This is a genomic window from Pseudomonas sp. R32, from assembly GCF_009866705.1.
Taxonomy (GTDB): domain Bacteria; phylum Pseudomonadota; class Gammaproteobacteria; order Pseudomonadales; family Pseudomonadaceae; genus Aquipseudomonas; species Aquipseudomonas donghuensis.
In genome coordinates this window covers 2552932-2576825 of the sequence record NZ_CP019396.1, presented here as the reverse complement: position 1 = coordinate 2576825, position 23894 = coordinate 2552932, and the positions used below count along the sequence as shown (strand labels likewise).

21 protein-coding genes are annotated in these 23894 nt (G+C 63.2%); 10 read left to right on the top strand and 11 right to left on the bottom strand.

What is annotated here, in order from left to right:
- The 6 genes from PspR32_RS12010 to PspR32_RS11985 form a co-directional block, all read right to left on the bottom strand.
- Positions 1–3096, bottom strand: a complete 3096-nt coding sequence (locus PspR32_RS12010; protein WP_010222017.1) for an MdtB/MuxB family multidrug efflux RND transporter permease subunit — start codon at positions 3094–3096, stop codon at positions 1–3.
- On the bottom strand, positions 3093–4376 hold the full coding sequence (locus PspR32_RS12005; protein ID WP_036995838.1) for an MdtA/MuxA family multidrug efflux RND transporter periplasmic adaptor subunit: 1284 nt from the start codon (positions 4374–4376) through the stop codon (positions 3093–3095). Before PspR32_RS12005 ends, PspR32_RS12010 begins: the two co-directional genes overlap by 4 nt.
- Before the next feature lie 253 nt (positions 4377–4629).
- Complete coding sequence (gene tpx, locus PspR32_RS12000) at positions 4630–5130, bottom strand: thiol peroxidase (RefSeq protein ID WP_159388526.1); 501 nt, start codon at positions 5128–5130, stop codon at positions 4630–4632.
- A 160-nt stretch (positions 5131–5290) separates the two neighbouring features.
- Positions 5291–6568, bottom strand: a complete 1278-nt coding sequence (locus tag PspR32_RS11995) for a serine/threonine transporter (RefSeq protein ID WP_010222014.1) — start codon at positions 6566–6568, stop codon at positions 5291–5293.
- A 221-nt stretch (positions 6569–6789) separates the two neighbouring features.
- Entirely contained in the window at positions 6790–7983 is a 1194-nt protein-coding gene (locus tag PspR32_RS11990) for an amino acid aminotransferase (RefSeq protein WP_010222013.1), read from the bottom strand.
- Between the two features lie 198 nt (positions 7984–8181).
- The gene (locus PspR32_RS11985; protein WP_159388525.1) at positions 8182–9207 is read right to left on the bottom strand and encodes an Ldh family oxidoreductase; all 1026 of its coding nucleotides are present in this window, start codon (positions 9205–9207) and stop codon (positions 8182–8184) included.
- A 150-nt stretch (positions 9208–9357) separates the two neighbouring features.
- On the opposite strand from PspR32_RS11985, the gene PspR32_RS11980 reads away from it, so the two are divergent.
- The 7 genes from PspR32_RS11980 to PspR32_RS11950 all read left to right on the top strand — a co-directional run bounded on the left by PspR32_RS11980 (position 9358) and on the right by PspR32_RS11950 (position 15967).
- Complete coding sequence (locus PspR32_RS11980; protein WP_010222011.1) at positions 9358–10227, top strand: MurR/RpiR family transcriptional regulator; 870 nt, start codon at positions 9358–9360, stop codon at positions 10225–10227.
- Between the two features lie 31 nt (positions 10228–10258).
- Positions 10259–11017 (top strand): transporter substrate-binding domain-containing protein, encoded by a 759-nt coding sequence (locus tag PspR32_RS11975; protein WP_010222010.1) that lies wholly within the window; start codon positions 10259–10261, stop codon positions 11015–11017.
- Between the two features lie 104 nt (positions 11018–11121).
- Positions 11122–11841, top strand: a complete 720-nt coding sequence (locus PspR32_RS11970; protein WP_010222009.1) for an ABC transporter permease — start codon at positions 11122–11124, stop codon at positions 11839–11841.
- Entirely contained in the window at positions 11838–12548 is a 711-nt protein-coding gene (locus tag PspR32_RS11965) for an ABC transporter permease (protein ID WP_010222008.1), read from the top strand. Before PspR32_RS11970 ends, PspR32_RS11965 begins: the two co-directional genes overlap by 4 nt.
- Positions 12549–12573: 25 nt before the next feature.
- A complete protein-coding gene (locus PspR32_RS11960) occupies positions 12574–13815 on the top strand; it encodes an NAD(P)/FAD-dependent oxidoreductase (RefSeq protein ID WP_159388524.1) in 1242 nt (413 codons plus the stop codon).
- Between the two features lie 18 nt (positions 13816–13833).
- Entirely contained in the window at positions 13834–14622 is a 789-nt protein-coding gene (locus tag PspR32_RS11955) for an amino acid ABC transporter ATP-binding protein (protein ID WP_026001246.1), read from the top strand.
- Positions 14623–14821: 199 nt separating this feature from the next.
- Positions 14822–15967, top strand: coding sequence for a DUF1624 domain-containing protein (locus PspR32_RS11950; protein ID WP_159388523.1), 1146 nt, complete (start codon positions 14822–14824; stop codon positions 15965–15967).
- 38 nt (positions 15968–16005) lie between these two features.
- Here the strand turns inward: PspR32_RS11950 and PspR32_RS11945 are convergent, their stop codons facing one another.
- Positions 16006–16299 carry a hypothetical protein gene (locus PspR32_RS11945; RefSeq protein WP_010222003.1) on the bottom strand — a complete coding sequence of 98 codons (294 nt, stop codon included), beginning with the start codon at positions 16297–16299 and terminating at the stop codon, positions 16006–16008.
- A 161-nt stretch (positions 16300–16460) separates the two neighbouring features.
- Positions 16461–16883, bottom strand: a complete 423-nt coding sequence (gene hpaR / locus PspR32_RS11940; protein ID WP_010222002.1) for a homoprotocatechuate degradation operon regulator HpaR — start codon at positions 16881–16883, stop codon at positions 16461–16463.
- A 366-nt stretch (positions 16884–17249) separates the two neighbouring features.
- Here hpaR and PspR32_RS11935 point away from each other — a divergent pair, with 366 nt between their 5' ends.
- Positions 17250–18065, top strand: coding sequence for a gamma-glutamyl-gamma-aminobutyrate hydrolase family protein (locus tag PspR32_RS11935; RefSeq protein ID WP_010222001.1), 816 nt, complete (start codon positions 17250–17252; stop codon positions 18063–18065).
- An 84-nt stretch (positions 18066–18149) separates the two neighbouring features.
- On the opposite strand, the gene PspR32_RS11930 is transcribed toward PspR32_RS11935, so the two are convergent.
- On the bottom strand, positions 18150–18854 hold the full coding sequence (locus PspR32_RS11930) for an MOSC domain-containing protein (protein ID WP_010222000.1): 705 nt from the start codon (positions 18852–18854) through the stop codon (positions 18150–18152).
- Positions 18855–18998: 144 nt separating this feature from the next.
- Here PspR32_RS11930 and PspR32_RS11925 point away from each other — a divergent pair, with 144 nt between their 5' ends.
- The gene (locus PspR32_RS11925) at positions 18999–19385 is read left to right on the top strand and encodes a hypothetical protein (RefSeq protein WP_010221999.1); all 387 of its coding nucleotides are present in this window, start codon (positions 18999–19001) and stop codon (positions 19383–19385) included.
- A 28-nt stretch (positions 19386–19413) separates the two neighbouring features.
- Here PspR32_RS11925 and PspR32_RS11920 read toward each other — a convergent pair whose 3' ends face one another.
- Positions 19414–20358 carry a DMT family transporter gene (locus tag PspR32_RS11920; protein ID WP_100782705.1) on the bottom strand — a complete coding sequence of 315 codons (945 nt, stop codon included), beginning with the start codon at positions 20356–20358 and terminating at the stop codon, positions 19414–19416.
- A 150-nt stretch (positions 20359–20508) separates the two neighbouring features.
- Here PspR32_RS11920 and gcvA point away from each other — a divergent pair, with 150 nt between their 5' ends.
- Positions 20509–21378 carry a transcriptional regulator GcvA gene (gcvA, locus tag PspR32_RS11915; RefSeq protein WP_010221996.1) on the top strand — a complete coding sequence of 290 codons (870 nt, stop codon included), beginning with the start codon at positions 20509–20511 and terminating at the stop codon, positions 21376–21378.
- 39 nt (positions 21379–21417) lie between these two features.
- On the opposite strand, the gene PspR32_RS11910 is transcribed toward gcvA, so the two are convergent.
- Complete coding sequence (locus PspR32_RS11910) at positions 21418–23859, bottom strand: TonB-dependent siderophore receptor (RefSeq protein WP_159388522.1); 2442 nt, start codon at positions 23857–23859, stop codon at positions 21418–21420.
- Positions 23860–23894: the final 35 nt, after the last annotated feature.

The window sequence follows — 23894 nt, the reverse complement described above, 5'->3', positions numbered from 1 at the left end:
TCACACCAAGTCTCCAGTCAGGCCACGGGAGCGAAGGCGCCTCGACAACCGATCAAAGTACAAGTAGATGACAGGCGTAGTGAACAGCGTCAGCACCTGGCTGACCAGCAGCCCACCGACCATGACCAGGCCCAGCGGCTGGCGCAGTTCGGCGCCGGAACCGGTGGCGAGCATCAGCGGGATGGCGCCGAACAGCGCCGCCAGGGTGGTCATCAGGATCGGCCGGAAGCGCAGCAGCGCCGCCTGGTAGATCGCCGCTTCAGGGGCCATGCCCTGGTTGCGCTCGGCCTCCAGGGCGAAGTCGATCATCATGATCGCGTTCTTCTTGACGATACCGATAAGCAAAATGATGCCGATGATGGCGATCATGCCCAAGTCGTTGCCGGAGAGGATCAACGCCAGCAAGGCGCCCACCGCCGCCGACGGCAGGGTCGAGAGGATGGTCACCGGGTGGATGTAGCTCTCGTACAGCACACCAAGCACGATGTACATGGTCACCACCGCCGCCAGGATCAGCAGCAAGGTGCTCGACAGCGAGGCCTGGAAGGCTTCGGCCGCGCCCTGGAAGCGGGTTTGCACGCCCACCGGCATGCCAATGTCCTGCTGCACCTGCTCGATGACCTTGACCGCTTCACCGAGGGCCACACCCTGGCCCAGGTTGAACGACATCATCACCGCCGGGAACTGACCGATATGGGCAATCGCCAGTTGCGCCTGGCGCTGCTCGATGCGCGCCAGGCTCGACAGCCGCACCTGGCCGCCGTCGCTGGCCTTGACGTGAATCTGCTCAAGCACTTGCGGGCCGATGCTCGACGCCGCCTCGGCCTGCAGCACCACGCGGTACTGGCTGGCCTGGGTGTAGATGGTCGAAATCTGCCGCTGGCCGAAGGCGTCATACAGGGCATTGGTGATGTCGGCGACGTTGATGCCCAAGCGGCTGGCGGCGTCGCGGTCGATCACCAGAAACACCTGCAGGCCTTTGTCCTGCAGGTCGCTGGCAACATCGGCAAGCTCCGGGCGCTGCTGCAGGGCATCGACCAGTTTGCCGCTCCACTGCGCCAGCAACTCGGCATCGGGCGATGACAGGCTGAACTGATACTGGGTGCGGCTGACCCGGTCCTCGATGCTCAAGTCCTGCACCGGCTGCATGAACAGGCGGATGCCGAGCAGTTTGTCGACCTGCGGCTGCAGCCGGGCAATCACCTGGGCAGCGGTAAGGTCTCGCTCGCCATGCGGCTTGAGGTTGATCAGCAGGCGGCCACTGTTGAGGGTGGCGTTGTCGCCATCGACGCCGATGTAGGACGACAGGCTCTGTACCGCCGGATCCTTGAGGATCACCGCGCTGAGCTCCTGCTGACGCTGGCTCATGGCGGTGAACGACACCGACTGCGGCGCCTCGGAAATGCCCTGGATCACCCCGGTGTCCTGCACCGGGAAGAAGCCCTTGGGCACTACCAGGTACAACAGCACGGTCAGCCCCAGGGTTGCCACCGCCACCAGCAGGGTCAACGGCTGGTGCTTGAGCACCCACTGCAGGCCACGGCCATAGTAGTCGATCATCCAGTCGATCCAGGCGCCGCTGGCCCGGTAGAAACGGCCCTGCGCCTCGATCGCCGGCTCGCGTTTGAGCAAGCGTGCACACATCATCGGCGTCAGGGTCAGCGACACCACCAGGGAAATCAGGATCGCCACCGCCAGGGTAATGGCGAACTCGCGAAACAGCCGGCCGACCACGTCAGCCATGAATAGCAGCGGGATCAGCACCGCAATCAGCGAGAAGGTCAGCGAGATCAGGGTGAAGCCGATTTGCCGGGCGCCCTTGAGCGCGGCCTGCATCGGCGTCTCGCCCTCCTCGATATGCCGCGAGATGTTCTCCAGCATGACGATGGCATCGTCGACCACAAAGCCGGTGGCGATGGTCAGGGCCATCAGGGTCAGGTTGTTGATCGAAAAGCCAGCCAGGTGCATGACCGCAAAGGTGCCGATCAGCGACAGCGGCACGGCCACCGACGGAATGATGGTAGCGCTGAAGCGGCGCAGGAACACGAAAGTGACCATGACCACCAGGGCAATGGCGATCAACAGCTCGTGGCGTACGTCCTTGACCGAGGCGCGGATGGTCTGGGTGCGGTCGGTGAGCACGCTGACGTCCAGGCCCGCCGGCAGGTTGTCGGTGATCGACGGCAGCATGGCCTTGATCCGGTCGACCACTTCGATGACGTTGGCCCCGGGCTGGCGCTGGATGTTCAACAGTACCGCCTGGTTCTGGTTGGCCCAGGCGGCCAGGCGCTCGTTCTCGGCGCCGTCGACGATCTCGGCGACGTCCTTCAGGCGCAGCGGCGCACCGTTTTTGTAGGCGAGGATGAGGTTGGCGTATTCCTCGGGCGAACGCAGCTGGTCGTTGGCGTCGAGCATCGAGACCCGGGTCGGGCCGTCGAAGTTGCCTTTGGGTTGGTTGACGTTGGAGGCGCCGATCAGGGTGCGCACGTCGGCCAGGTTCAGCCCGGCCGAGGCCAGGGCGTCGGGGTTGACCTTGATTCGCACCGCCTGGCGCTGGCCACCGGCGATGCTGACCATGCCGACGCCGCCGATCTGGGCAATCTTCTGCGCCACCCGGGTGTCGACCAGGTCGTTGAGCTTGGGCAGCGGCATGGTTTTCGACGAAATCGCCAGGGTCAGCACCGGGGTGTCGGCCGGGTTGACCTTGTTGTACACCGGCGGCGCCGGCAGGTCGTTGGGCAGCAGGTTGCTGGCGGCGTTGATCGCCGCCTGGACCTGTTGCTCGGCGACGTCCATGTTCATGTCCAGGCTAAAGCGCAGGGTCAGCACCGAGGCACCGCCGGAGCTGGTCGAGGCCATCTGGGTCAGGCCGGGCATCTGCCCGAATTGACGCTCAAGGGGTGCGGTGACCGCGCTGGTCATCACCTGGGGGCTGGCGCCGGGGTAAAGGGTCATGACCCGGATGGTTGGGTAATCGACCTGGGGCAATGCCGCCACCGGCAGCATCTTGTAAGCCATCAGGCCGGCCAGAACGATGGCCAGCATGCTCAGGGTGGTCGCCACCGGGCGCAGGATGAACAGCCGCGAGAGGTTCATGCGCCGGCCTTGCCCTGAGCGCCGGTCGCGGCGGAAGCGTCTTTGTTGTCCTGGCCCTGCAGGTGCTGGCCTGGGGTGACGGGAACGTCGGCGCTGTCGTTAACCACTTCGACGTCGCTGCCATCGCGCAGGCGGTCGGTGCCTTCGAGCACCACCCGCTCGCCTTTGGCCAGGCCTTCGGTGACCACGGTGAGGTCGCCGTCACTGGCACCCAGCTTGAGCTGGCGGATGCGCACCTTGTTGTCGCCTTCCATGACATAGACGAACGAGCCGTCGGTACCGAACTGGATTGCCGCCGAAGGCGCCAGCACCACGCCCTTCAAGGTGTCGGCCAGCAGCCGCACATTGACGAACTGGTTGGGGAACAGCGCTTCGTCCTGGTTCTCGAAGAAGGCCTTGAACTTCAGGGTGCCGGTGGTGGTGTCGATCTGGTTGTCGAGGCTGCGCAGTACACCAACCGCCTGCTGCTTGGCATCGCTGCGGTCCCAGGCCTCGACCGGTAATTGTGCGCCACTGCGGTAGCGCGCCAGCACCGTGTTGAGCTCCGATTCGGGCAAGGTGAAAGCCACGCTGATTGGCTGGGTCTGGGTGATGACCACCAGCGCGGTGGTGTCGTTGGCCGCCACCAGGTTGCCGACGTCGAGCTGGCGCAGCCCCAGACGGCCATTGATCGGCGCGCGGATGCGGGTGAATTCGAGGTTGAGTTTGGCGTCACCTACCGCCGCCTGGTTGGTCTTGATCGTCCCCTGGTACTGGCCGACCAGCGCCGCCTGGGTGTCCAGGGTCTGCTTGGCGATGCTGTCTTCGGCGTACAGGCCTTGATAGCGCTGCAGGTCGATCTGGGCGTTTTTCAGTTGCGCCTGGTTCTGCGCCAGGGTGCCTTCGGCCTGTTGCAGGGCGATCTGGTAGCTGCGCGGGTCGATCTCGGCCAGCAGGTCTCCGGCCTTGACCTTCTGCCCTTCCTGGAAGTTGACCTTGACCAGCTCGCCACCGACCCGGCTGCGCACGTTGACCGTGTTGGTCGCCGTCACCGTGCCCAGGGCCTTGAGGTACACCGGGAAGTCGCCAACCGTCGCCGGCTCGACCCGCACCGGCACCGGACCTGCGAACGCGCCAAAGCCCGGCCGCCCACCCTTGCCACCCGGCGCAGCAGCGGCCTTTTGCGCGACCGGCGACGGCCACAGCCACCAGCCGAGGCCAGCGACCAGCAGCAGGATCAGCAGGCCGACAAGCCAGCGACGGGAGGAACGGGAACGAGAAAGCATGGGTTGATCGACCATTGTGCGGGAAAGAATTCTTTTGAGGAGGCTGAACGATAAGCACTGAAGACGGATAAGCAAAGCGCCTTTACCGGCACTTTACCTTGAGCTTACGTAGCTAAAGTAATGAACTATAAATAAAAACGGCCTGGACGAGGGCCAGGCCGCAACAACTCTTAGCAATTATTAACAATAATCGCGTCGCCCTCGCCGCTCCTTGTGGGAGCTGGCGTTGCCAGCGATGGGCTGCGCAGCAGCCCCGGCAGGGTCGCTATTACTTCAGGACTGCCAGAGCAGCCTCATAGTTCGGCTCTTCAGCGATTTCGCCGACCAGCTCGCTGTGCAGCACCTTGTCGTTCTCGTCCAGCACCACCACGGCACGGGCAGTCAGGCCGGCCAGCGGGCCGTCGGCGATAGCTACGCCGTAGTGTTCCTTGAACTCGGCGCCGCGCAGCAGCGACAGGTTCTGCACGTTCTCCAGGCCTTCAGCGCCGCAGAAGCGCGCTTGCGCGAACGGCAGGTCAGCGGAGATGCACAGTACGACGGTGTTGTTCAGCGTGCTGGCTTGCGCGTTGAACTTGCGCACCGAAGTAGCGCAGGTCGGGGTGTCGACGCTTGGGAAGATGTTCAGCACTTTGCGCTTGCCGGCCAGGGAGGCCAGGGTCACGTCGGCCAGGCCAGCACCAACCAGGGAAAACGCAGGCGCCTTCGCGCCGACTTTCGGCAGTTCGCCTTTGACCTGAACCGGGTTGCCTTTAAGAGTCACTTGAACCATGAACGAAGTCCTTATGCGGGGGATGAGTAAAGGACCAGAGTTAAGCATGAAAGTGCCCGTCTACCTATGGGCCGATGTTAAATTGTTGAATTGCCAGACAACTTTTGTGGACAATTTTTAGTCATTCGGGAGCCGATTGCCGGCTCCCGAATCCATAGGTTCAGCTCAGCAGCGAGTAAACCAGCGCCGAAATGGCCACCAGGCCCACGGCGACGACGAAGACGTTGGACATCTGCCCGCGGTACTTGCTCATGGCCGGCACCTTGCGGATGGCGTACATCGGCATCAGGAACAGGATCGCAGCGATCACCGGGCCACCAAGGGTCTCGATCATGCCGAGAATGCTCGGGTTGAGGGTGGCGACGATCCAGCAGATCACCAGCATGAAGGCCGCGGTCATGCGGTCCAGGGCCTTGGCGCCCGGACGCTTGCCGGTCTTGACGATCAGGCCCTTGAGGCCTTCGCTGGCACCGATGTAGTGGCCCAGGAACGACTTGGCGATGGCGATGAAGGCAATCAGCGGCGCGGCAAAGGCGATGGTCGGGTTGCTGAAGTGGTTGGCCAGGTACGACAGGATCGACAGGTTCTGTGCCTTGGCTTCGGCCAGTTGCGCCGGGGTCAAGGTCAGTACGCAGCTGAACACGAAGAACATCACCATGGCCACCATCAGCAGGTGGGCGCGGCACAGGATCTGCCCGCTGCGCTCGTCGGCGTGCACGCCATAGCGACGTTTCTGGTCAACAGCGAACGCCGAAATGATTGGCGAATGGTTGAACGAGAAGACCATCACCGGGATCGCCAGCCACAGGGTGTGCAGGAACGCCGAACCCGAAGGCACTTCAGTGGCGGTAGTGAGGATGCCGCCGCTCCAGTGCGGGATCAGGAACACCGCCAGGAACGCCAGGGCAACGATGAACGGATAGACCAGCCAGCTCATGACCTTGACCGTGGCCTGCTCGCCGCAGCGCACGATGGCCAGCAACCCGAGGATCAGCACGAAGGACAGCACCGCGCGCGGTGGCGGCTCGATGTGCAGCTGGTGTTCCATGAAACTGCCGACCGTGTTGGTCAGCGCCACGCTGTAGATCAGCAGGATCGGGAAGATGGCGAAGAAATACAGCAGCGTGATCAGGGCACCGGCGCTGAGGCCGAAATGCTCTTCGACCACGTCGGTGATGTCGGCGCCATCGCGCCCGGAGAGCACGAAGCGGGTCAGGCCGCGGTGCGCATAGTACGTCATCGGAAAAGCCAGCAGCGCCAGGACCAGCAGTGGCCAGAAGCCGCCAAGGCCGGCGTTGATCGGCAGGAACAGGGTCCCGGCGCCAATCGCCGTGCCAAACAGGCCCAGCATCCAGGTGGTGTCCTGACGGGCCCAGCTGCCGAGGGCGGCGGGGGTTGATTCAAAGCGTTGTTCAACGCTTGGGGCCTGCTCATTCATCCGGGTGCAACTCCACTCGCAAGACTGCAACAGGGCTGAGAGTGGCGAAACAGAGGCCTCGCCCCTCTCAACCATATAAAGAGGGGCGCGATTGTGCGCCGTTTGGTTGCACTTGCAAAGCCCTGGCCGAGGAGTGGTTGCACCTTGGGCTTAAAGCATCGCGGGTCAAGCCCGCTCCTACGAATGGTGTAGGAGCGGGCTTGACCCGCGATAGGTTTTGCTTACTGAACCGCAGCGAAGGCCTTGGCCACCTGCTGCAGGTTGTCCGGACGCAAGCCGGCCATGCACACCCGGCCACTGTCGATCAGGTACACACCGAACTCGTCACGCAAGCGGCGCACCTGCTCGACGCTGAAGCCGGTGTAGCTGAACATGCCGCGCTGACGCAGGAAGAACTGGAAGTCCTGGCCCGGCAGCAGTTTGGCCAGGGCATCGACCAGGGCCTGGCGCATGTCGAGGATACGCAGGCGCATCTGCTCGACTTCCGCTTGCCATTGGGCGTTGAGCTCGGCATCGCCGAGCACCGCCGCCACCAGTTGGGCACCGAAGCTTGGCGGGCTGGAGTAGTTGCGGCGCACGGTGGCCTTGAGCTGGCCGAGCACGCTTTGCGCGGTATCGGCGTCATCACAGACCACCGACAGGCCGCCAACCCGCTCGCCATACAGCGAGAAGATCTTCGAGAACGAATTGCTCACCAGGCACGGCACACCGGCACGGGCGGCTTCGCGGATGGCATAGGCGTCTTCGGCCAGGCCTTCGCCAAAGCCCTGGTAGGCGATGTCGAGGAACGGGATCAGGTTGCGCGCCTTGACCACTTCGATCACCTGTTGCCACTGCGCCTGGCTCAGGTCGACCCCGGTAGGGTTGTGGCAGCACGGGTGCAGCAGGACGATGCTGTTGCTCGGCAGGCCCTGCAGGGCGCTGAGCATGCCGTCGAAATCGACGCCACGGCTGGCCTGGTCGAAGTACGGGTAGGTGTTGACCTTGAAGCCTGCGCCTTCGAAGATCGCCCGATGGTTGTCCCAGGTCGGATCGCTGACCCACACCTGCGACTCGGGGAAGTAGCGCTTGAGGAAGTCGGCACCGACTTTCAGCGCACCGGAGCCACCGACGGTCTGCACGGTGGCCACACGGCCGCTCTCGACAGCAGGATGCGCGGCGCCAAACAGCAGTGCCTGGATCGCCTGGCGGTAGCTGTTCAGACCTTCCATCGGCAGGTACATCGAGGCTTCGTGAGGCTGGGCGGCAAAGCGTTGCTCGGCCTCGCGCACCGCAGCCAGCTGTGGCACCACGCCTGCGGCATCGTAATACAGACCGATACTCAGGTTGACCTTGGCGGCACGCGGATCGGCCTTGAAGGTCTCCATCAGGGAGAGAATCGGATCGCCGGCATAGGCATCGACATGTTTGAACACAGCGCACAGCTCCTTGGGTCAGGACAATTCGGACTAAAAGCTGTGTCGAGGATACCTGTACTGTGGGCCAAGGAACATTACCCTTGGTGCAACTGATCAGTGCATGTGTGCACAGTAATCGCTGGCAAGCCAGCGCCCACAATGATCAGCTAAAACCCTGTGGGAGCTGGCTTGCCAGCGATAGCGTGCTCAAGTTCACTATTGGGCCAAACGCTGCAACTGCTCAAGTTCCGCCACTGTCAGCGTCACGCCCTGCTTTGCCGACTGTTCACGCTCGCGGAACCGGCGCTCGCCCGGCAGGCGCTGCAAGCCCACTGCCTGCATCTGCCGCACCAGGTCGCGGCTGCGTTCGGCAAAGCGATTACCCACCGACTTGACCGGGTCGATGACGATGATCAACTGGCCGGTCCAGGGCGTTTTCGCACCCGGGTGCTGTGACCAGTCGAACTCGAACGAGAAGTTGCCGCCGGTCAGTGCCGCCGCCAGCAGCTCGACCATCATCGACAGCGCCGAGCCCTTGTGCCCTCCGAACGGCAGCAAGGCGCCGCCATCGAGAATCGCTTGCGGGTCGCGGGTCGGTTGGCCCTGGTTGTCGACGCCCATGCCTTCAGGCAGCAGTTCGCCCTTGCGCGCAGCAATCTGCACATCGCCGTGGGCGATGGCGCTGGTGGCCATGTCGAAGACAATCGGGTCGCGACCGGCGCACGGTGCGGCGAAGGCAATCGGGTTGGTGCCGAACAACGGCTGCTGGGCGCCATGGGGCACCACGCAGGTCATGCTGTTGACCACGCTCAGGGCCACCAGGCCTTCATCGGCAAACGGCTCGACGTCCGGCCACAAGGCCGCGAAATGGTGCGAGTTATGGATCGCCAGCACGGCAATACCGGCGCTGCGGGCCTTTTCTACCAGCAGCGCACGGGCCGCCGCCAGGGCCGGCTGGGCAAAGCCGCCGTTGGCATCGACGCGCACAAAACCGCTGGCAACGTCTTCGACGTAGGGCACAGCCTGGCCATTGACCCAGCCACTGGCCAGGGTCGAAACATACCCGGGGATACGGAACACACCGTGGCTGTGAGCGCCATCGCGCTGGGCGCTGGCGCAGTTGAAGGCCAGGGCCTGGGCCACCGCTGCGCTGCAACCATGACCGAGGAAAATTCGCTGCAACAAGGCCTGCAGGTCGGCAAAGGCAATCTGCGCGACAGCAGTGTCGGGACGTGCGGACATCTGTAGCTCCCTTATTGGATTTGGAATGGGCGACAGCGATGGGCAATGGCCAGACTTTCCCCCAGTGACAGCAAACTGTCAAATATTGACTTGATGACAGAAAACATTCATTTTCTGTTTCAACGTGTCGCCGCCTTCGAGAGTCGCCCTGTGAGCCAACCGATCAAACAGCGCCTGGAACACAGCCTGCACAACGCCGCAGCGTCCGGGCGCAAGATCGCCAGCTACATGCTCGCCCACCTCACCGACCTGCCCTTCGAAACCTCCGCCAGCCTTGCGGCCAAAATCGGCGTCAGCGAGTCGAGTGTCGGGCGCTTCTGCCGCTCGCTGGGCTACGAGCACCTCAAGGCTCTCAAACATGACCTCAAGGACGATCTGGGTGAAGGCCCGTGGCTGGTCGGTGATCGTCTGCAAGAATTTCGCCAGCAGCACGGCAAGGATGCCGCCGGCCTTGCGCGCAGCCTTGAACAGGAAGTTGGCGCGCTGGTGCGGGTTTACGAATACAGCCGCACCCCGGCGTGGGACACCGTCAGCCAGCGCCTGGCACAGCGACGCAAGGTATTCGTCGCCGGCTTTCAGACCGAGCGCGGCATCGCCCAGTGCATGGCCCACCTGCTGCAATACCTGCGCGATGGCGTGCAGGTGGTCGATGGCAGTGCCGGGCATTTTGGCGAGGTACTGCTCAGCGCTCCGGCCGATTGCGCCCTGGTGGTGTTCGAGGCGCGCCGCTATTCCCGCCATGCCCTGACCCTGTGCCGCAAGGCGTATGCGGCAGGCATTCCGGTAACCCTGGTTACCGACACTTTTTGTGACTGGGCCGATGCCAACGCCAGTGAGGTGTTTCGCATCCCCACCGAATTCAATCTGTTCTGGGAGTCCACCGCGACGATGCTGTCGTGGGTACACCTGATGGTCAACGAGGTCTGCAAGAAGCTAGGACCGGATGTTGAAAAACGCTTGGAAGCAACTGCAGCTCTACACAACGAATTCGTTGGCTACACGTCAACGAGCAAACAATAGCAAGAGTGCAAACAACAGATCGAGGTGTGTCATGAAACCCGTTATCCGCTTCGCAGGGGCTTGCGCCCTGCTGCTCGCCGGCTCGACCATGGCCCAGGCCGAAACCCTGAAGATCGCCACCGAGGGCGCTTACCCACCGTTCAACTACGTCGATTCGGATAACAAGCTGCACGGCTTCGACGTCGACATCACCCACGCCCTGTGTGAGCAGATGAAGGTCGAATGCACCCTGGTGGCCCAGGACTGGGAAGGCATCATCCCGGCCTTGATGGCGAAGAAATACGACGCGGTGGTGGCGTCGATGATCAATACCGAAGAACGGCGCAAGAAGATCGCCTTCACCAACCACTACTACAAGACCCCGTTGTCGGTGGCCGTGGCCAAGGACAGTGAAATCACCGACGCGCAAACCGACTTCAAAGGCTACACGGTCGGCGCGCAATCTTCCTCGACCCAGGCTATCTATGCCGAGGACGTCTACGGCAAGGCCGGCGCCGACGTCAAACTCTACCCGACCCTCGATGAAGCCAACGCCGACCTCGCCGCCGGGCGCCTGGACGGGGTGATTGCCGACAAGTTCCCGCTGACCGAATGGCTGGGCAAGGCCGGCAAGGACTGCTGCAAGATCCTTGGCGACGTCAACGGCACCAAGGCCGACGCCTCGATTGCCGTGCGCAAGGAAGATGAAGCCCTGCGCGAGCGCCTGAACAAGGCCCTGGACGCAATCGTCGCCAACGGTACCTACCAGAAGATCGCCAGTCGTTACTTCGACTTCGATATCTATCAGTGACTGATCGCGGGTCAAGCCCGCTCCCACAAACTCTGTGGGAGCGGGCTTGACCCGCGAAGAGGCCCTCCAAAGCACCATCACTCTTGAACCGAGAGGGTTCGCCCATGCTCGAACAACTGTCACTGCTTTCCTTCGCCAGCGGCGGCTGGGGCCAGGCATTACTGGCCGGCGCCCTGGTGACCATCTCCCTGGCCCTGGCCTGCCTGCCCATCGGCTTGCCACTGGGCCTGGGCGTGGCCCTCGCCGCGCGCTCCTCCAAGCGCTTCCCGCGCGCCGCGGCGACGGTGTTCTCCACGGTGTTCCGTGGCCTGCCGGAATTGCTCACCCTGCTGATCATCTACTACGGCTGCCAGATCGCCGCGCAGAAAATCCTCCTGGCCATGGGCTATGAAGGCGAGGTGCTGATCAACACCTTCCTGGCGGCGATGATCGCCTTCAGCCTGGTGTTCGCCGCATTCTCCAGCGAAATCTGGCTGGCCGCGTTCAAAACGGTCGCCAAAGGCCAATACGAAGCATCGGCCGCGCTGGGCCTGAGCAAGGCCACCACCTTTCGCAAGGTGGTGTTCCCGCAACTGGTGCGCATTGCCCTGCCGGGCCTGTCGAACAACTGGCTGTCGCTGCTCAAGGACACCTCGCTGGTGTCGACCATTTCCCTGGTCGACCTGATGCGCCAGACCAATCTTGCGGTCAGCGTCACCAAGGAGCCGATGTTCTTCTACGGCGTCGCCTGCCTGGGCTACCTGCTGTTCTCGGCGCTGTCGGGACGGGTGTTCACTTTCATCGAGCGGTACTTCAGCCGCCATCTGCGGGGGGCACGGACATGAGTTTCGATCAATTGCTGGCGCTGGTGCTCGACCCCGACCTGCTGGAACGCTACGGCCCGCGCTTTATCGACGGCCTGCTGGTAACCGGCAAGCTGGTGGCGCTGTCGTTCACCCTCGGCGCCCTGCTCGGCATGCTCCTGGCCCTGGCCAGGTTGTCGAACAACCTGATGCTGCAACGTCTGAGCGCTGGCTACATCTACTTCTTCCGTGGCTCGCCACTGCTGGCCCAGCTGTTCTTGCTGTACTACGGCCTGGGTTCGCTCAAGGGTTTCTGGCAGGACGTCGGCCTCTGGTGGTTCTTCCGCGACGCCTGGTACTGCACGGTCCTGGCTTTCACCCTCAACACCGCCGCTTACCAGGCGGAGATCTTCCGTGGCAGCCTGCTGGCGGTCGCCCCCGGCCAGTACGAGGCCGCCAAGGCCCTGAGCCTGAAGCGCTCGACCACGTTCTTCAAGGTGATCCTGCCGCAATCCTTGATCGTTGCCATCGGGCCGTTGGGCAACGAGTTGATCCTGATGATCAAGGCCAGCGCCATTGCCTCGCTGGTGACCATCTACGACCTGATGGGGGTCACCAAGCTTGCGTTTTCGCGCAGCTTCGACTTCCAGATCTACCTGTGGGCCGCCGTGCTCTACCTGCTGATCGTCGAGATCGTGCGACGCAGCCTGAAACACATAGAAGCCCGCCTGGGCCGCCACCTGCGCTGATTGCCTGCTTGTGAGGACCGTTCCAATGCATTGTCAAACCATCGTTCTGGGTGCCGGCATCGTCGGCGTCTGCACGGCCCTTCATTTGCAGGCACGCGGGCGCAAGGTGATCCTCATCGATCACCAAGAGCCTGGCAGCGGCACCAGCCACGGCAACGCCGGGCTGATCGAGCGCTCCAGCGTCATCCCCTATGCCTTCCCCCACGAGTTGTCGAGCCTTTTGCGCTATGGCCTGAACCGTCAGCCCGACGTGCGCTACAGCTTCACCTACCTGCCGAAGATCAGCCCATGGCTGTTCAAGTACTGGAAAAACTCTTCGCCAGCGGGCCTGGCCGTGGCCACCCAGGCCATGCTGCCGCTGGTGCAGCGCTGCGTCGAAGAGCACGACGCGCTGATCGAAGCAGCGGGCCTCGGCGAGCTGGTCAAGGCCAGCGGCTGGATCGAGGTGTACCGCAATGAAGACGCCTACCAAAAAGCCGTGGCCGACGCCCATGCGCTGCAAGCCTATGGCTTGAAGTACGAAATCCTCGATCGCCAGCAACTGCACGCACGCGAAGTGGACCTCAGCGACAACGTGGTCGGCGGCATTCACTGGCTCGACCCCAAGACCGTCAGCAACCCCGGCGGCCTGACCCGCGGCTATGCGGCGCTGTTCGTCCAGCGTGGCGGCCAGTTCATCCACGGCGACGCCCGCACCCTGCGCCAGATCGGCAGCGAGTGGCAGGTCGACAGCCGCCAGGGGCCAATCACCGCACCCGAGGCGGTGGTCGCCCTCGGGCCACAGTCGGCCGAGCTGTTCAAGCCGCTGGGTTATCGCATTCCGCTGGAGATCAAGCGCGGTTATCACATGCATTACCGCGCCCGTGACGGCGCCGAGCTCAAGCATTCGATCTGCGATGCCCAGGGCGGTTACGTGCTCGCGCCCATGGCCATGGGCATCCGCCTGACCACTGGCATCGAGTTCGCCGCCAGCACCGATGCCGCCAACCAGATCCAGCTGCAGCGCTGCGAAGCCTTGGCGCGCAAGGTCTTCCCGCTGGGTGAGCGGGTCGATGCCGAGCCCTGGCTGGGCCGCCGCCCGTGCCTGCCGGACATGCGCCCGGTGATCGGCCCGGCCGCTCGCCACAAGGGCCTGTGGTTCAACTTCGGCCATGCCCACCACGGCCTGACCCTGGGCCCGGTGACCGGACGCCTGCTGGCGGAGCTGATCACCGGCGAAACGCCATTTGCCGATCCTGCGCCTTATCGCGCGGACCGCTTCAACTGATCGCGGGAGAATAACAACATGACCGCTTCACTGAGCCTTGCTACCCCAACCCCTGCCCCTCAGGCCGACCCGCGCAAGGTCGTGGTGACCATCGAGGGCCTGAACAAGCACTACGGCGCCTTCCATGTGCTACGCGACATCAACCTCAACGTGCGCGAGGGTGAGCGCATCGTCCTGTGCGGCCCTTCCGGTTCAGGCAAATCGACGCTGATCCGCTGCATCAACCGCCTGGAAATTGCCGAACAGGGCAACATCCGCGTCAACGACACCGACCTTTCCCTGACCACCCGCCAGGCCGCCGAAGTGCGCAGCGAAATCGGCATGGTGTTCCAGCACTTCAACCTGTTCCCGCACATGAGCGTGCTCGACAACTGCACCCTGGCGCCCATGAGCGTACGCGGCCTGTCGCGCAAGGAGGCCGAGGAACGCGCGCGCTTCTACCTGAACAAGGTGGGCATCGAAAGCCAGGCCGGCAAGTACCCCAGCCAACTGTCCGGCGGCCAGCAACAACGGGTAGCGATTGCCCGGGCGCTGTGCATGAAGCCGAAGATCATGCTGTTCGACGAACCAACCTCGGCGCTGGACCCGGAGATGGTCGCCGAAGTGCTGGACGTGCTGGTGAAACTGGCTGACACCGGCATGACCATGCTCTGCGTCACCCACGAGATGGGCTTTGCCCGCCAGGTGGCCGAGCGGGTGCTGTTTCTCGATGGCGGCCAGATCATTGAAGACGCCAGCCCCGAGGCGTTCTTCAACAACCCGCAGAGCGCACGGGCCAAGGGCTTCCTGGCGCAGATACTGCACTGAGGCCTTTGGGCAAGGCTTCGCCTTGCATCGCTGGCAAAGCCAGCTCCCACAAGTTCTGAGCAGTTCCCAAGGCCAGCGCCAATCCTGTGGGAGCTGGCCTTGCCGGCGATGGGCTGCACAGCAGCCCTAGTTTGCTTGCGGGAAATACTGGTTATGTTATAACGCATCAACCAATCACTCCACGACCGCTACCTCACCCATGCCACTCGCCAACCAACGCCTGCTCTGCATCGACGCCCTGCGCGGCCTGGTCATCGTCTTCATGCTGCTCGACCATGTGCGCGAAACCTTCTTCCTGCACCGCCAGGTCAGCGACCCGATGGACGTCGCCAGCACCGACCCCTGGCTGTTTCTCAGCCGTACCCTCGCCCATTTGTGCGCACCGGTGTTCGTCCTGCTCACCGGCCTGTCGGCCTACCTGTACGGCGAAAAGCATCAGGGCAAAGCCGCGGTCTCGGCCTTCCTGTTCAAACGTGGCCTGGTGCTGGTGTTGCTGGAATTCACCCTGGTCAGCCTGGCCTGGACCCTGGAGTTGCCGCCGAAGGTGATCTACCTGCAAGTGATCTGGGCCATCGGCCTGAGCATGATCGCCCTGGCCGGCCTGGTGTGGTTGCCGCGGCCGCTGCTGGTGGTGCTCGGTGCGCTGATCGTCGTTGGCCACAACCTGCTCGATCCGCTGCACTTCGCGCCAGGTTCAGCGCTGCACCTCCCGTGGGCCGTGCTGCATGATCGTGGCTGGATCGACCTGTCGGGCAGCCTGCGCCTGCGCACTTCCTACCCCCTGCTGCCATGGATCGGCGTGATTGCCCTGGGTTATGCCATGGGCCCTTGGTTTGGCCGTGATGCCAACGCGCGGGCCCGCCAACGCAAGCTACTGCTCAGTGGCACTGGCGCCCTCGTGGGCTTCCTGCTGCTACGCCTGCTCAATGGCTACGGTGAGGCGCCGTGGCAAGTGGCGCAAACCACGCTGCGCACCCTGATGAGCTTTTTCAACATTACCAAGTACCCACCTTCGCTGCTGTTTCTGGCCCTGACCCTGGGCGTCGGCCTGTTGCTGCTGCGCAGGTTCGAGCAGCTGCAAGACAGCCGTGCGATCCAGGTGCTGAGCGTGTTCGGCGCCGCGCCGATGTTCTTCTACCTGCTGCATTTATATGTGCTGAAGCTGCTGTACCTGATCGCCGTCACCTGCTTTGGCCTGAACCAGGGCAGCTACTTTGGTTTCGACGGGGTCTGGGCAGTGTGGCTGACAGCAATCGTCCTGAGCGTTGCGCTCTATCGGCCGGTGCGCTGGTTCGCCGCGCTCAAGGCGCGGCGCCGCGATATCAGCTGGCTGAAGTACTTCTGAACAGGCCTGCCCCTGCCAGCAGGGGCAGGCCGGGTATATTACTGAGGGTGCATTTTCGACTTGATCAGGCCGGCGATGAAGGTGAGCACCGCGCCCCCCGCACCGCCACCGACAATACTGCTGATCAGTGCCGGCAGGTCCAGCGAACCGCCCGCGGCCACCGCCGCACCGGGTTCACCGGTAAAGGCTGCGAGTATCTGCCCGACAATCACCCCACCCACTCCACCGAAGATCGAGTTGAGTAACGGGCCCATGCTCTGCTTGCTCATACCGGCTGCGTTGCCGCCCACCACACCGGCAACAATCTGAATGATCAGACTGACAATATCCATGATCCAACCCCTTTGTAGCGTTATGAATTGACGACTCGCGTCCTGCTACTTCAGAAAGTCACGACCACGGGAACAGAGACGCCTGGCTCCAGTCAACGACGGCACGCTGTTGCGGATGGGCACAGTATAGGTAGCAAGCGGCCAGTGCGCCAAAACGGCGCTCAGGGCTTGATGTTTTTCAGGCTGTTGAGCAGGCCCAACAGTGCTTGCAGTTTGTCTTCGCCGAACTGTTCGAGGATGCGCTGATAGTTGTGTTCCATGTCTTCGCTCATGTCGACGAAGCACTGCTGGCCCTGTTCGGTCAGGCCCACGAACACCCGGCGCTGGTCCTGGGTCGACTTCTTGCGCCGCACCAGGCCGTCACGCTCCAGGCGCGCCAGCACGCCGGTCATGCTTGGCTTGAGGATGCAGGCCTGCTCGGCCAGTTGATGGCTTTCCAGTTCGCCTTGTTGGCGCAGGATGCGGATCACCCGCCATTGTTGTTCGGTCAGGCCATGGGCATTGAGCGAGGGGCGGAAGAAGGCCATGGCGGCTTCGCGGGCTTGCAGCAGGGTCAGGGTCAGGGACGGTCTTGGAGTGGGCATGGTTCAGGCTGGTAGTCATCGGTGACAGCCAGCTTAAGAGAAACCGCGCGATGCAGCAAAGCCGCGCAGGCGCTGCTTCGGCCATTCACCGGACCTTGTTAAATATAATGAACTGGCCGCACCAGGCGCCATGCCAGTTACCGGGGCCTGCAGGCCGATAATTGCATCCAGGCAATCTCAAGCTTCGCCCATGCAATCTGAAGTCGTTTGACATATTAAACGGCTCTGGCAAGCTATATGACAGGTTTCGACCGGATACAGCCCCTTGCTTGGCGTACCGGCAGTGCTCGAAACCTCAGGCAGCGCAAAGGTTTCAGCAGCGCGCCTGCACAATAATGACAGGCTGCGCCTGTCCCAAGGTGACATATGCCCAACAGCAACATTGGCAATAAGAATCAAACCCCTCGCAAACCCGTCGTGCTGATGACCATGGGCTCCCAGGAGCGCAAAGGCCACGACTATCAAGTCATGACCCACAAATACATCGTACCGCTGGTTGAACACGCCGGTTGCGTACCTGTGCTGGTGCCAACCTGCTGCGGCACCGACGACCTCGAAGCCTACCTGGACATGGCCGACGGTGTTTACCTGACCGGCGCCGGCAGCAACATCGACCCGGCCCTGTACGGCCAGGAGAACGAAACCCCGGGCAAGGCCCAGGACCGCGACCGCGACCTGTTCGACCTGCCGCTGGTACAACTGGCTATCGCCCGTGGCCTGCCGATCTTCGGCATTTGCCGTGGCATGCAGGAAATCAACGTCGCCCTGGGTGGCGACATCTACCAGAAGGTCTACGCCGAGCCAGGCTTCAACGACCACCGGGAAAACCCGGACGATCCGGTCGATGTGCAGTACAGCGCGGTTCACAGCGTCAAACTGGAGCAAGGCAGCTGGCTGCACAAGCTGCTGCAGAGCGATGAAATCCGCGTCAACTCGCTGCACGGCCAGGGCCTGAAAAACCTCGGCGAAGGCATCGAGCCCCTGGCCCGCGCCGAAGACGGCCTGGTCGAAGCCATCCACGCCCCGAGCCTGTCGCCTTTCCTCTTCGCGGTGCAATGGCACCCGGAATGGCAAGCGGCGAAAAACCCGGACTCGGTGAAGATGTTCCAGGCCTTTGGCGACGCGTGCCGCAAGCAGGCCGTCAAGGGTCAGGTGGTGAAGCAGCTGGGTACGGCTGCCTGATTGCGATCGCCGGGCAAGCCCGCTCCTGCCTTGTAGGAGCGGGCTTGTTCAGCGATGGCCGACTGACTAGTTGCCCAACCCCTTTCAAGATCTTTCGACGCCCGGCCCTTGCAGCCGCGGTGCCCAGTCCTCGACTTCGGCCTTTTCCAGACGCCGCGAAAGCGTCCGGCGCCAAGAGGCAGCCAACGGCAGTTCCAGGCACTGGCGAATGACCTCGAGATCGACCTGCTTGTCGAACAGCACTGACGACAAGCGCGCCACCGACCACTGCGGATGCGGCCGAGCGATCAGCTCGATACTCATCCCGGCGGCCAGCACGCCCTCCTCCAGCACCCGGTAGTACCAGCCGGTGCGACCGCTTTGCTGCACCCGCAGGGACATGTCCCCGACCCCGAAACGGTCGTTGAGCTTCCAGCACGGCATGCGCCCCTGGGAGATCTCCAGCAAGGCCGTGCCGGCGCGAAAACGGTCGCCCAGGCATACGCTCTGCTCGGTCCAGCCACAGGTGCTGAGGTTTTCGCCGAAAGCACCCGGTGCCTGCAGCAGGGGATGTTCGCCCAGCTCCGCCGCCCAGGCAGCATAGTGTTCACGTGGATAGTGATGGATGGCCTTTTCGATCCCGCCATGCACCCGCAAGTCGCCTTGCTCGTCGCCGGCCAGGCCCAGTTCGGTCACGGCCACCTCGCCGTCGCGTGGGGCCTTGGCGATGGCGCTGGCTGAACCCGGGCGGGTAAAAGGCACGGCGCGGCCGGTCAATACACTTTGCAGTTGCAGTTGCTGTCCCAGCATGAGCGATTCACTCCTCTACACATTCGGCCAGCTCAAACACGTCCGGCGGCCTCAAGGTGGCGAGCGTATCGGATAAATACGCTACCGACAAAGCGCTGCACCGAGCCCATGGCAGAGGGCGCTGGATTCGCTATGCTGCAAGGCATGAACGCCACCCTGCCCACCCGCACCCCCTGCCCGCCCGGCGCCTGTGATTGCGGCCGCGAGACGCTGCAGGACCCGCGCATCCTGCTGCTGACGCGCCAGGAAGAAAAGCGCCTGCTCGAGCGCCTGGAGAACCTGCAGAGCCTGTCGGAGCTGGAGCACATGCAACGACGCTTGTATGAGCAGTTGGGCATTCGCGTGCAGATCACTCCGAGCTTCAATGAAGTGCGGACCATGCGCGGCATCAACATTCAGATCGAGGACCTGCCGGGCTTGTGTCGCAAGACCCGGCAGAATATTCCGGCGGCGATCCGCCGGGCGCTGGAGAAGCAACCGCAGATTGCCTACCGGTTGCTCGATGCCCATGACCTGTTGCGCGATGCCTGACACAGCAGCGCGGCAAGCTGACTGCGACCTAAATATCCCGGCCGATAAAACTGTCCGGATCCTCCGCCGCCACCCGCCGCCACTTCAGCAAGCGCCCGTCGATCGCCGCCAACCCCAGGGCAATCAGCCCCATACCGATAAAGTGCCTGGTCTCCAGACGCTCCCCCAGCACCAGCACGCCAAGCACGATGGCACTGAGCGGAATCAGGAAGGTCACCAGCATCAGGTTGGTCGCCCCGGCCGTGGCCAGGATACGAAAGAACACCACATAGGCCAGCGCGGTGGAAAGCAACACCAAACCGGCCACCGCCGCCCAGGTTGCCAGGCTTGGCGCGGCCAGCGTCCAGGGTAGGTCGATCAGCAACGCCAGCGGCACCAACAAGATGGCCGACGCACTGATCTGTCCGGTGGCAGTGATCAGCGGCGCCACCCCCATGACCTTGAAGCGCCGCCCGTAAACCCCGGCCACGGCGTATGACAAGGCCGCCGCCAACACCGCCAGTTGTGCCCACAGGTTGCCGTCCAAGCCGGACCAGGCCGCCGAGCCGATCATGATCGCCACGCCGACAAAGCCCAGCGCAACACCGGCCAACTTGTTGACGCTGATGTTTTCGTCCTCGGTCAGCAGGTGCGCAACGATCACCGCAAACAGCGGCGTGGTGGCATTGAGGATCGAGGCCAGGCCGCTGCCGATGCGGGCCTGGCCCCAGACGATCAGGCAGAATGGCAGCAGGTTGTTGAGCAGTCCCATGGCCAAAAACGCCCGCCAGATCCGCCACTCGCGCGGCATGTACAGCCCCAGTAGCCGTACCAGCGCAAGCAGTACCAGCGCCGCCAGCCCCACGCGCAGCATCACCAGGGTGAAAGGCGGCAGTTCCTTCACGGCAATACCATTGAAGAAGAACGAACCGCCCCACAGTATCGACAGGGCAATCAACAGGCCCCACTCCCTCAGGCTCATGACTTTATTCATCGTGGCTAACTCCTCAAACGGGCGATCTAGATTGAGCTCTGCTAAGGTCAATCGGCAGCCTCTGGAGCTCTTCAATGCCAGTATTCACGGGCACCAGCACCACGACAAACGAGCATTTTTCGCCAGATGATTGAGGTGAATTAAAGCATCATGACCCTACCCTCACTCAGCGCCTTGCGCGCCTTCGAAGCCGCCGCCCGGCATGTCAGTATCACCCTTGCCGCCCGCGAGTTGTGCGTCACCCCCGGTGCGGTCAGCCTGCAGATCAAGGAACTGGAAGCGGCCCTGGGCGTGCAGTTGTTCGTCCGCCGCCCGCGCAGCCTCAGCCTCACCCCGGAGGGCGAGGACTATTTCGCGACCCTGCGCAGCGCCTTTCGCATGATTCGTGAGGCCACCAGTGCCCTCACTACGCGCGCCAGACAGCAGGTACTGACGCTCAGTTGCACACCCGGGTTTGCCGTACAGTGGCTGCTGCCACGGCTAGGCGGTTTCGAGGCGCAGCAGAGCGGTGTCGATGTACGCATCAGCGCCTGCAAGCGCCTGGTGGATTTCGCCCGCGACGGCATCGACCTGGCGGTGCGTCATGGCTATGGCCGCTATGACGGGCTGGTCGCCGAACGCTTGCTGGATGATGATCTGGTGCCAGTGTGCAGCCCGCACTTGCGCAACATCCACGCCCTGCACCAACCCAACGACCTTGCCAGCGTGCACCTGCTGCACGATGAGCACCGCCACGACTGGCGGATGTGGCTGGATGCAGCCGGGGCGCCACAGGTGGAGGCCAGTGGCGGTACCTTGTTCGTAGACAGCAACGGCGCGATTGAAGCGGCCAAGGCGGGGCTGGGCGTGGCGCTGGTGCGCCGCGGCTTTGTGCAGCGGGAGCTGGATGAAGGCATGCTGGTGACGCCCTTTGCACAGGGCATCGCCAGTGAGCTGGCGTATTACCTGGTGTACCCGGCGACGGCACTGGAACGGCCGCAGGTGGCCGGGTTTCGTCAGTGGTTGCTGGCTTGTCGCTAGCAGGGATTGCTTTGCAGCCCATCGCCGGGCAAGTCGGTCTTACCAGTTATAGGTCAGGTCAGTGGTAAGGGTCCGCCCTTCGCCGTAGTAGCAATCCACGTCGCTGGTGCAACGGCTGACATACACCTTGTCTTCCAGGTTCTGCAGATTGACCTGCAACTTCACCCCTTTCAGGCGCAATGGCGACTGCTGCAAGTCGTAGGAGACCATGCCGTCGTACACGGTATAGGACGGGATGCTGAAGTGGCCATCGGCAAAATCGGTGCCGTCACTGCCGCGCACATAACGTGCACCCAGACCCATGCCTAGGCCGGCAATCGGGGTATCACCGGTGAAGTGATAGTCCAGCCACAGCGATGCGGTCATCGGCGGGGTGCCCGACGGATGACGACCTTCACGGCCATCGTTGTCCTTGGTGTAAACCACGTCGTTGCGCGATACCGAAGCGATCAGGCCCAGGTTATCGGTGAGGTTGGCCTTGCCTTCAAGCTCGACGCCACGCGAGCGCAGTTCGCCAACCTGGCTGTTGAAGCCGGGGTTGCCGACGTCGGCGGTGAGGATGTTCTGCTGGTTGATCTCGTACACCGACAACTGAATGAAGCTGTCCTGGCCAGGCGGTTGGTACTTGATACCCGCCTCGACCTGCTTGCCGGTGGACGGCTCGAACGCCTTGCCCGCGTAGTCGGCACCGCTCAGCGGCAGGAACGACTCGGAGTAGCTGACATAAGGCGTCACGCCATTGTCGAAGGCATAGCCAAGCCCCGCGCGGCCGGTGAACTTCTCGTCCTTGACGGTGGTATGGGTGCCAGCGATCGGCTCCTTGTTATCGGCCTCGGCCCGGTCGTAGCGGCCACCGAGGGTCAGGAACCAGTTGTCCCACTTGAGCTGATCCTGCACGTACAGGCCGGTCTGATTGATGGTGCGGTCCCACTTGAACGGCTGGCCGAAGTTCATTGGCTTGCCGTACACCGGGTTGTACAGGTCGATGACCGGCGGATTGCGGTCGTACAGGCCGAGGAATTTGGAGTTGGAGTGGTAGTAATCAACGCCGATCAACAGGGTGTGGGCGACGTCGAAGGTGTTGAACTTGGCCTGGGCCATGTTATCGATGCCAAACACCTTGTTGCGCTGGGCCCAGTCGACCCCGAAGCGGGTCATGGCGCTCTGGTCGTCGGCCCCGGTGACCGGGTTGGGCACGAAGGCGTAGCCGTGCAGCGGCGCCCGGTATTTGTCATCGACGTAGGCGTAGCGGGTGTTCTGCTTGAGGGTCCAGACGTCGTCCAGCTCATGACTGACTTCATAGCCAAAGGTGTACTGCTCGCGATCGTAGGAGTTGACCCCCGGCTCGCCGATGAAACGGCTGCGCTTGATCCGCCCATTGGGGCTGGCAAACACCGTGCCCACCGCCGGCAGGCCCTGGGCTTCCGGCACGCCGTTGTCGCGCTGGTAGTGGCCGTAAACGGTCAGGCGCGTCTGCTCGTTGGGGCTCCAGGTCAGGCTCGGGGCGATCATGTAGCGCTGCTGTTCGACGTAGTCGGCCTCGCCGTTCTTGTCCAGGCCCATGCCGGTCACGCGGTACTGGTACTCACCCTGGTCATCCACCGGGCCGGCAAAGTCGAACGCGCCGTAACGCCGGTCCTGGCTGCCGCCACCGAGTTTGACTTCATGCAGCGGCGTCGCGGTCGGGCGCTTGGAGACCATGTTGATCAGGCCACCTGGCTGGTTCTGGCCATAGAGCACCGAGGCCGGGCCCTTCATCACCTCGATACGTTCCAGCGCGTACGGATCGATCTGCAGCGCACCGCCAGTACTGCCGCCGCCATAAGGCAGGTGCAGGCCGTCCAGGTACAGCGGCGTCGGGCTGAAGCCGCGGGAGGTCGGCTCGTCGAAAATCCCGACCCGGTCGGAGAAACCACCGCCGGTGATACCCGGGGTGTAGCGCAGGGCCTGGGTGACCGTCTGCGAGCCGAGCGCCTTGATTTCATCCTGGGTGATGACGTTGATGGTCTGCGGTACTTCCAGCACCGAGGTGTCGGTCTTGGTCGCAGTGCCGGTGCGCTTGGCCACATAGCCCTGAACCGGCCCCCAGGCATCTTCGCCGGCGTTGGAAACGATCTGGGTCAGGCCCAGTTCCAGCGCCCCGCTCTGCTCGGCCGGCACCAGGTTCCAGGTGCCGCCGGCGGTGATGTTGAGATTAAGGCCGCTGCCATTGAGGGCCTGGGTCGCCGCTTGCTCGGGAGTGAACTGACCGCTGACCGCTGCCGAGCGCTTGCCCTGCAACAGTGCCGGCTTGACCGACAGCACTCGGCCGGACTGGCGGGCAATGTGGCTCAAGGCTTCGCCCAGGTCCCCGGCCGGGATATCAAAACGCTGGCTGGCGCTGACGCTGCTGTCGGTTTGCGCCTGCGCGTACAGCGGCGCACTGCTGCCCAGGGCGATGGCAAGGGCCAGCAGGCTGGGGCGGATCATGGAGTCGGGCATGGAGGTGTTGGCTCGTTCGAGGTTGTTGTCCATAA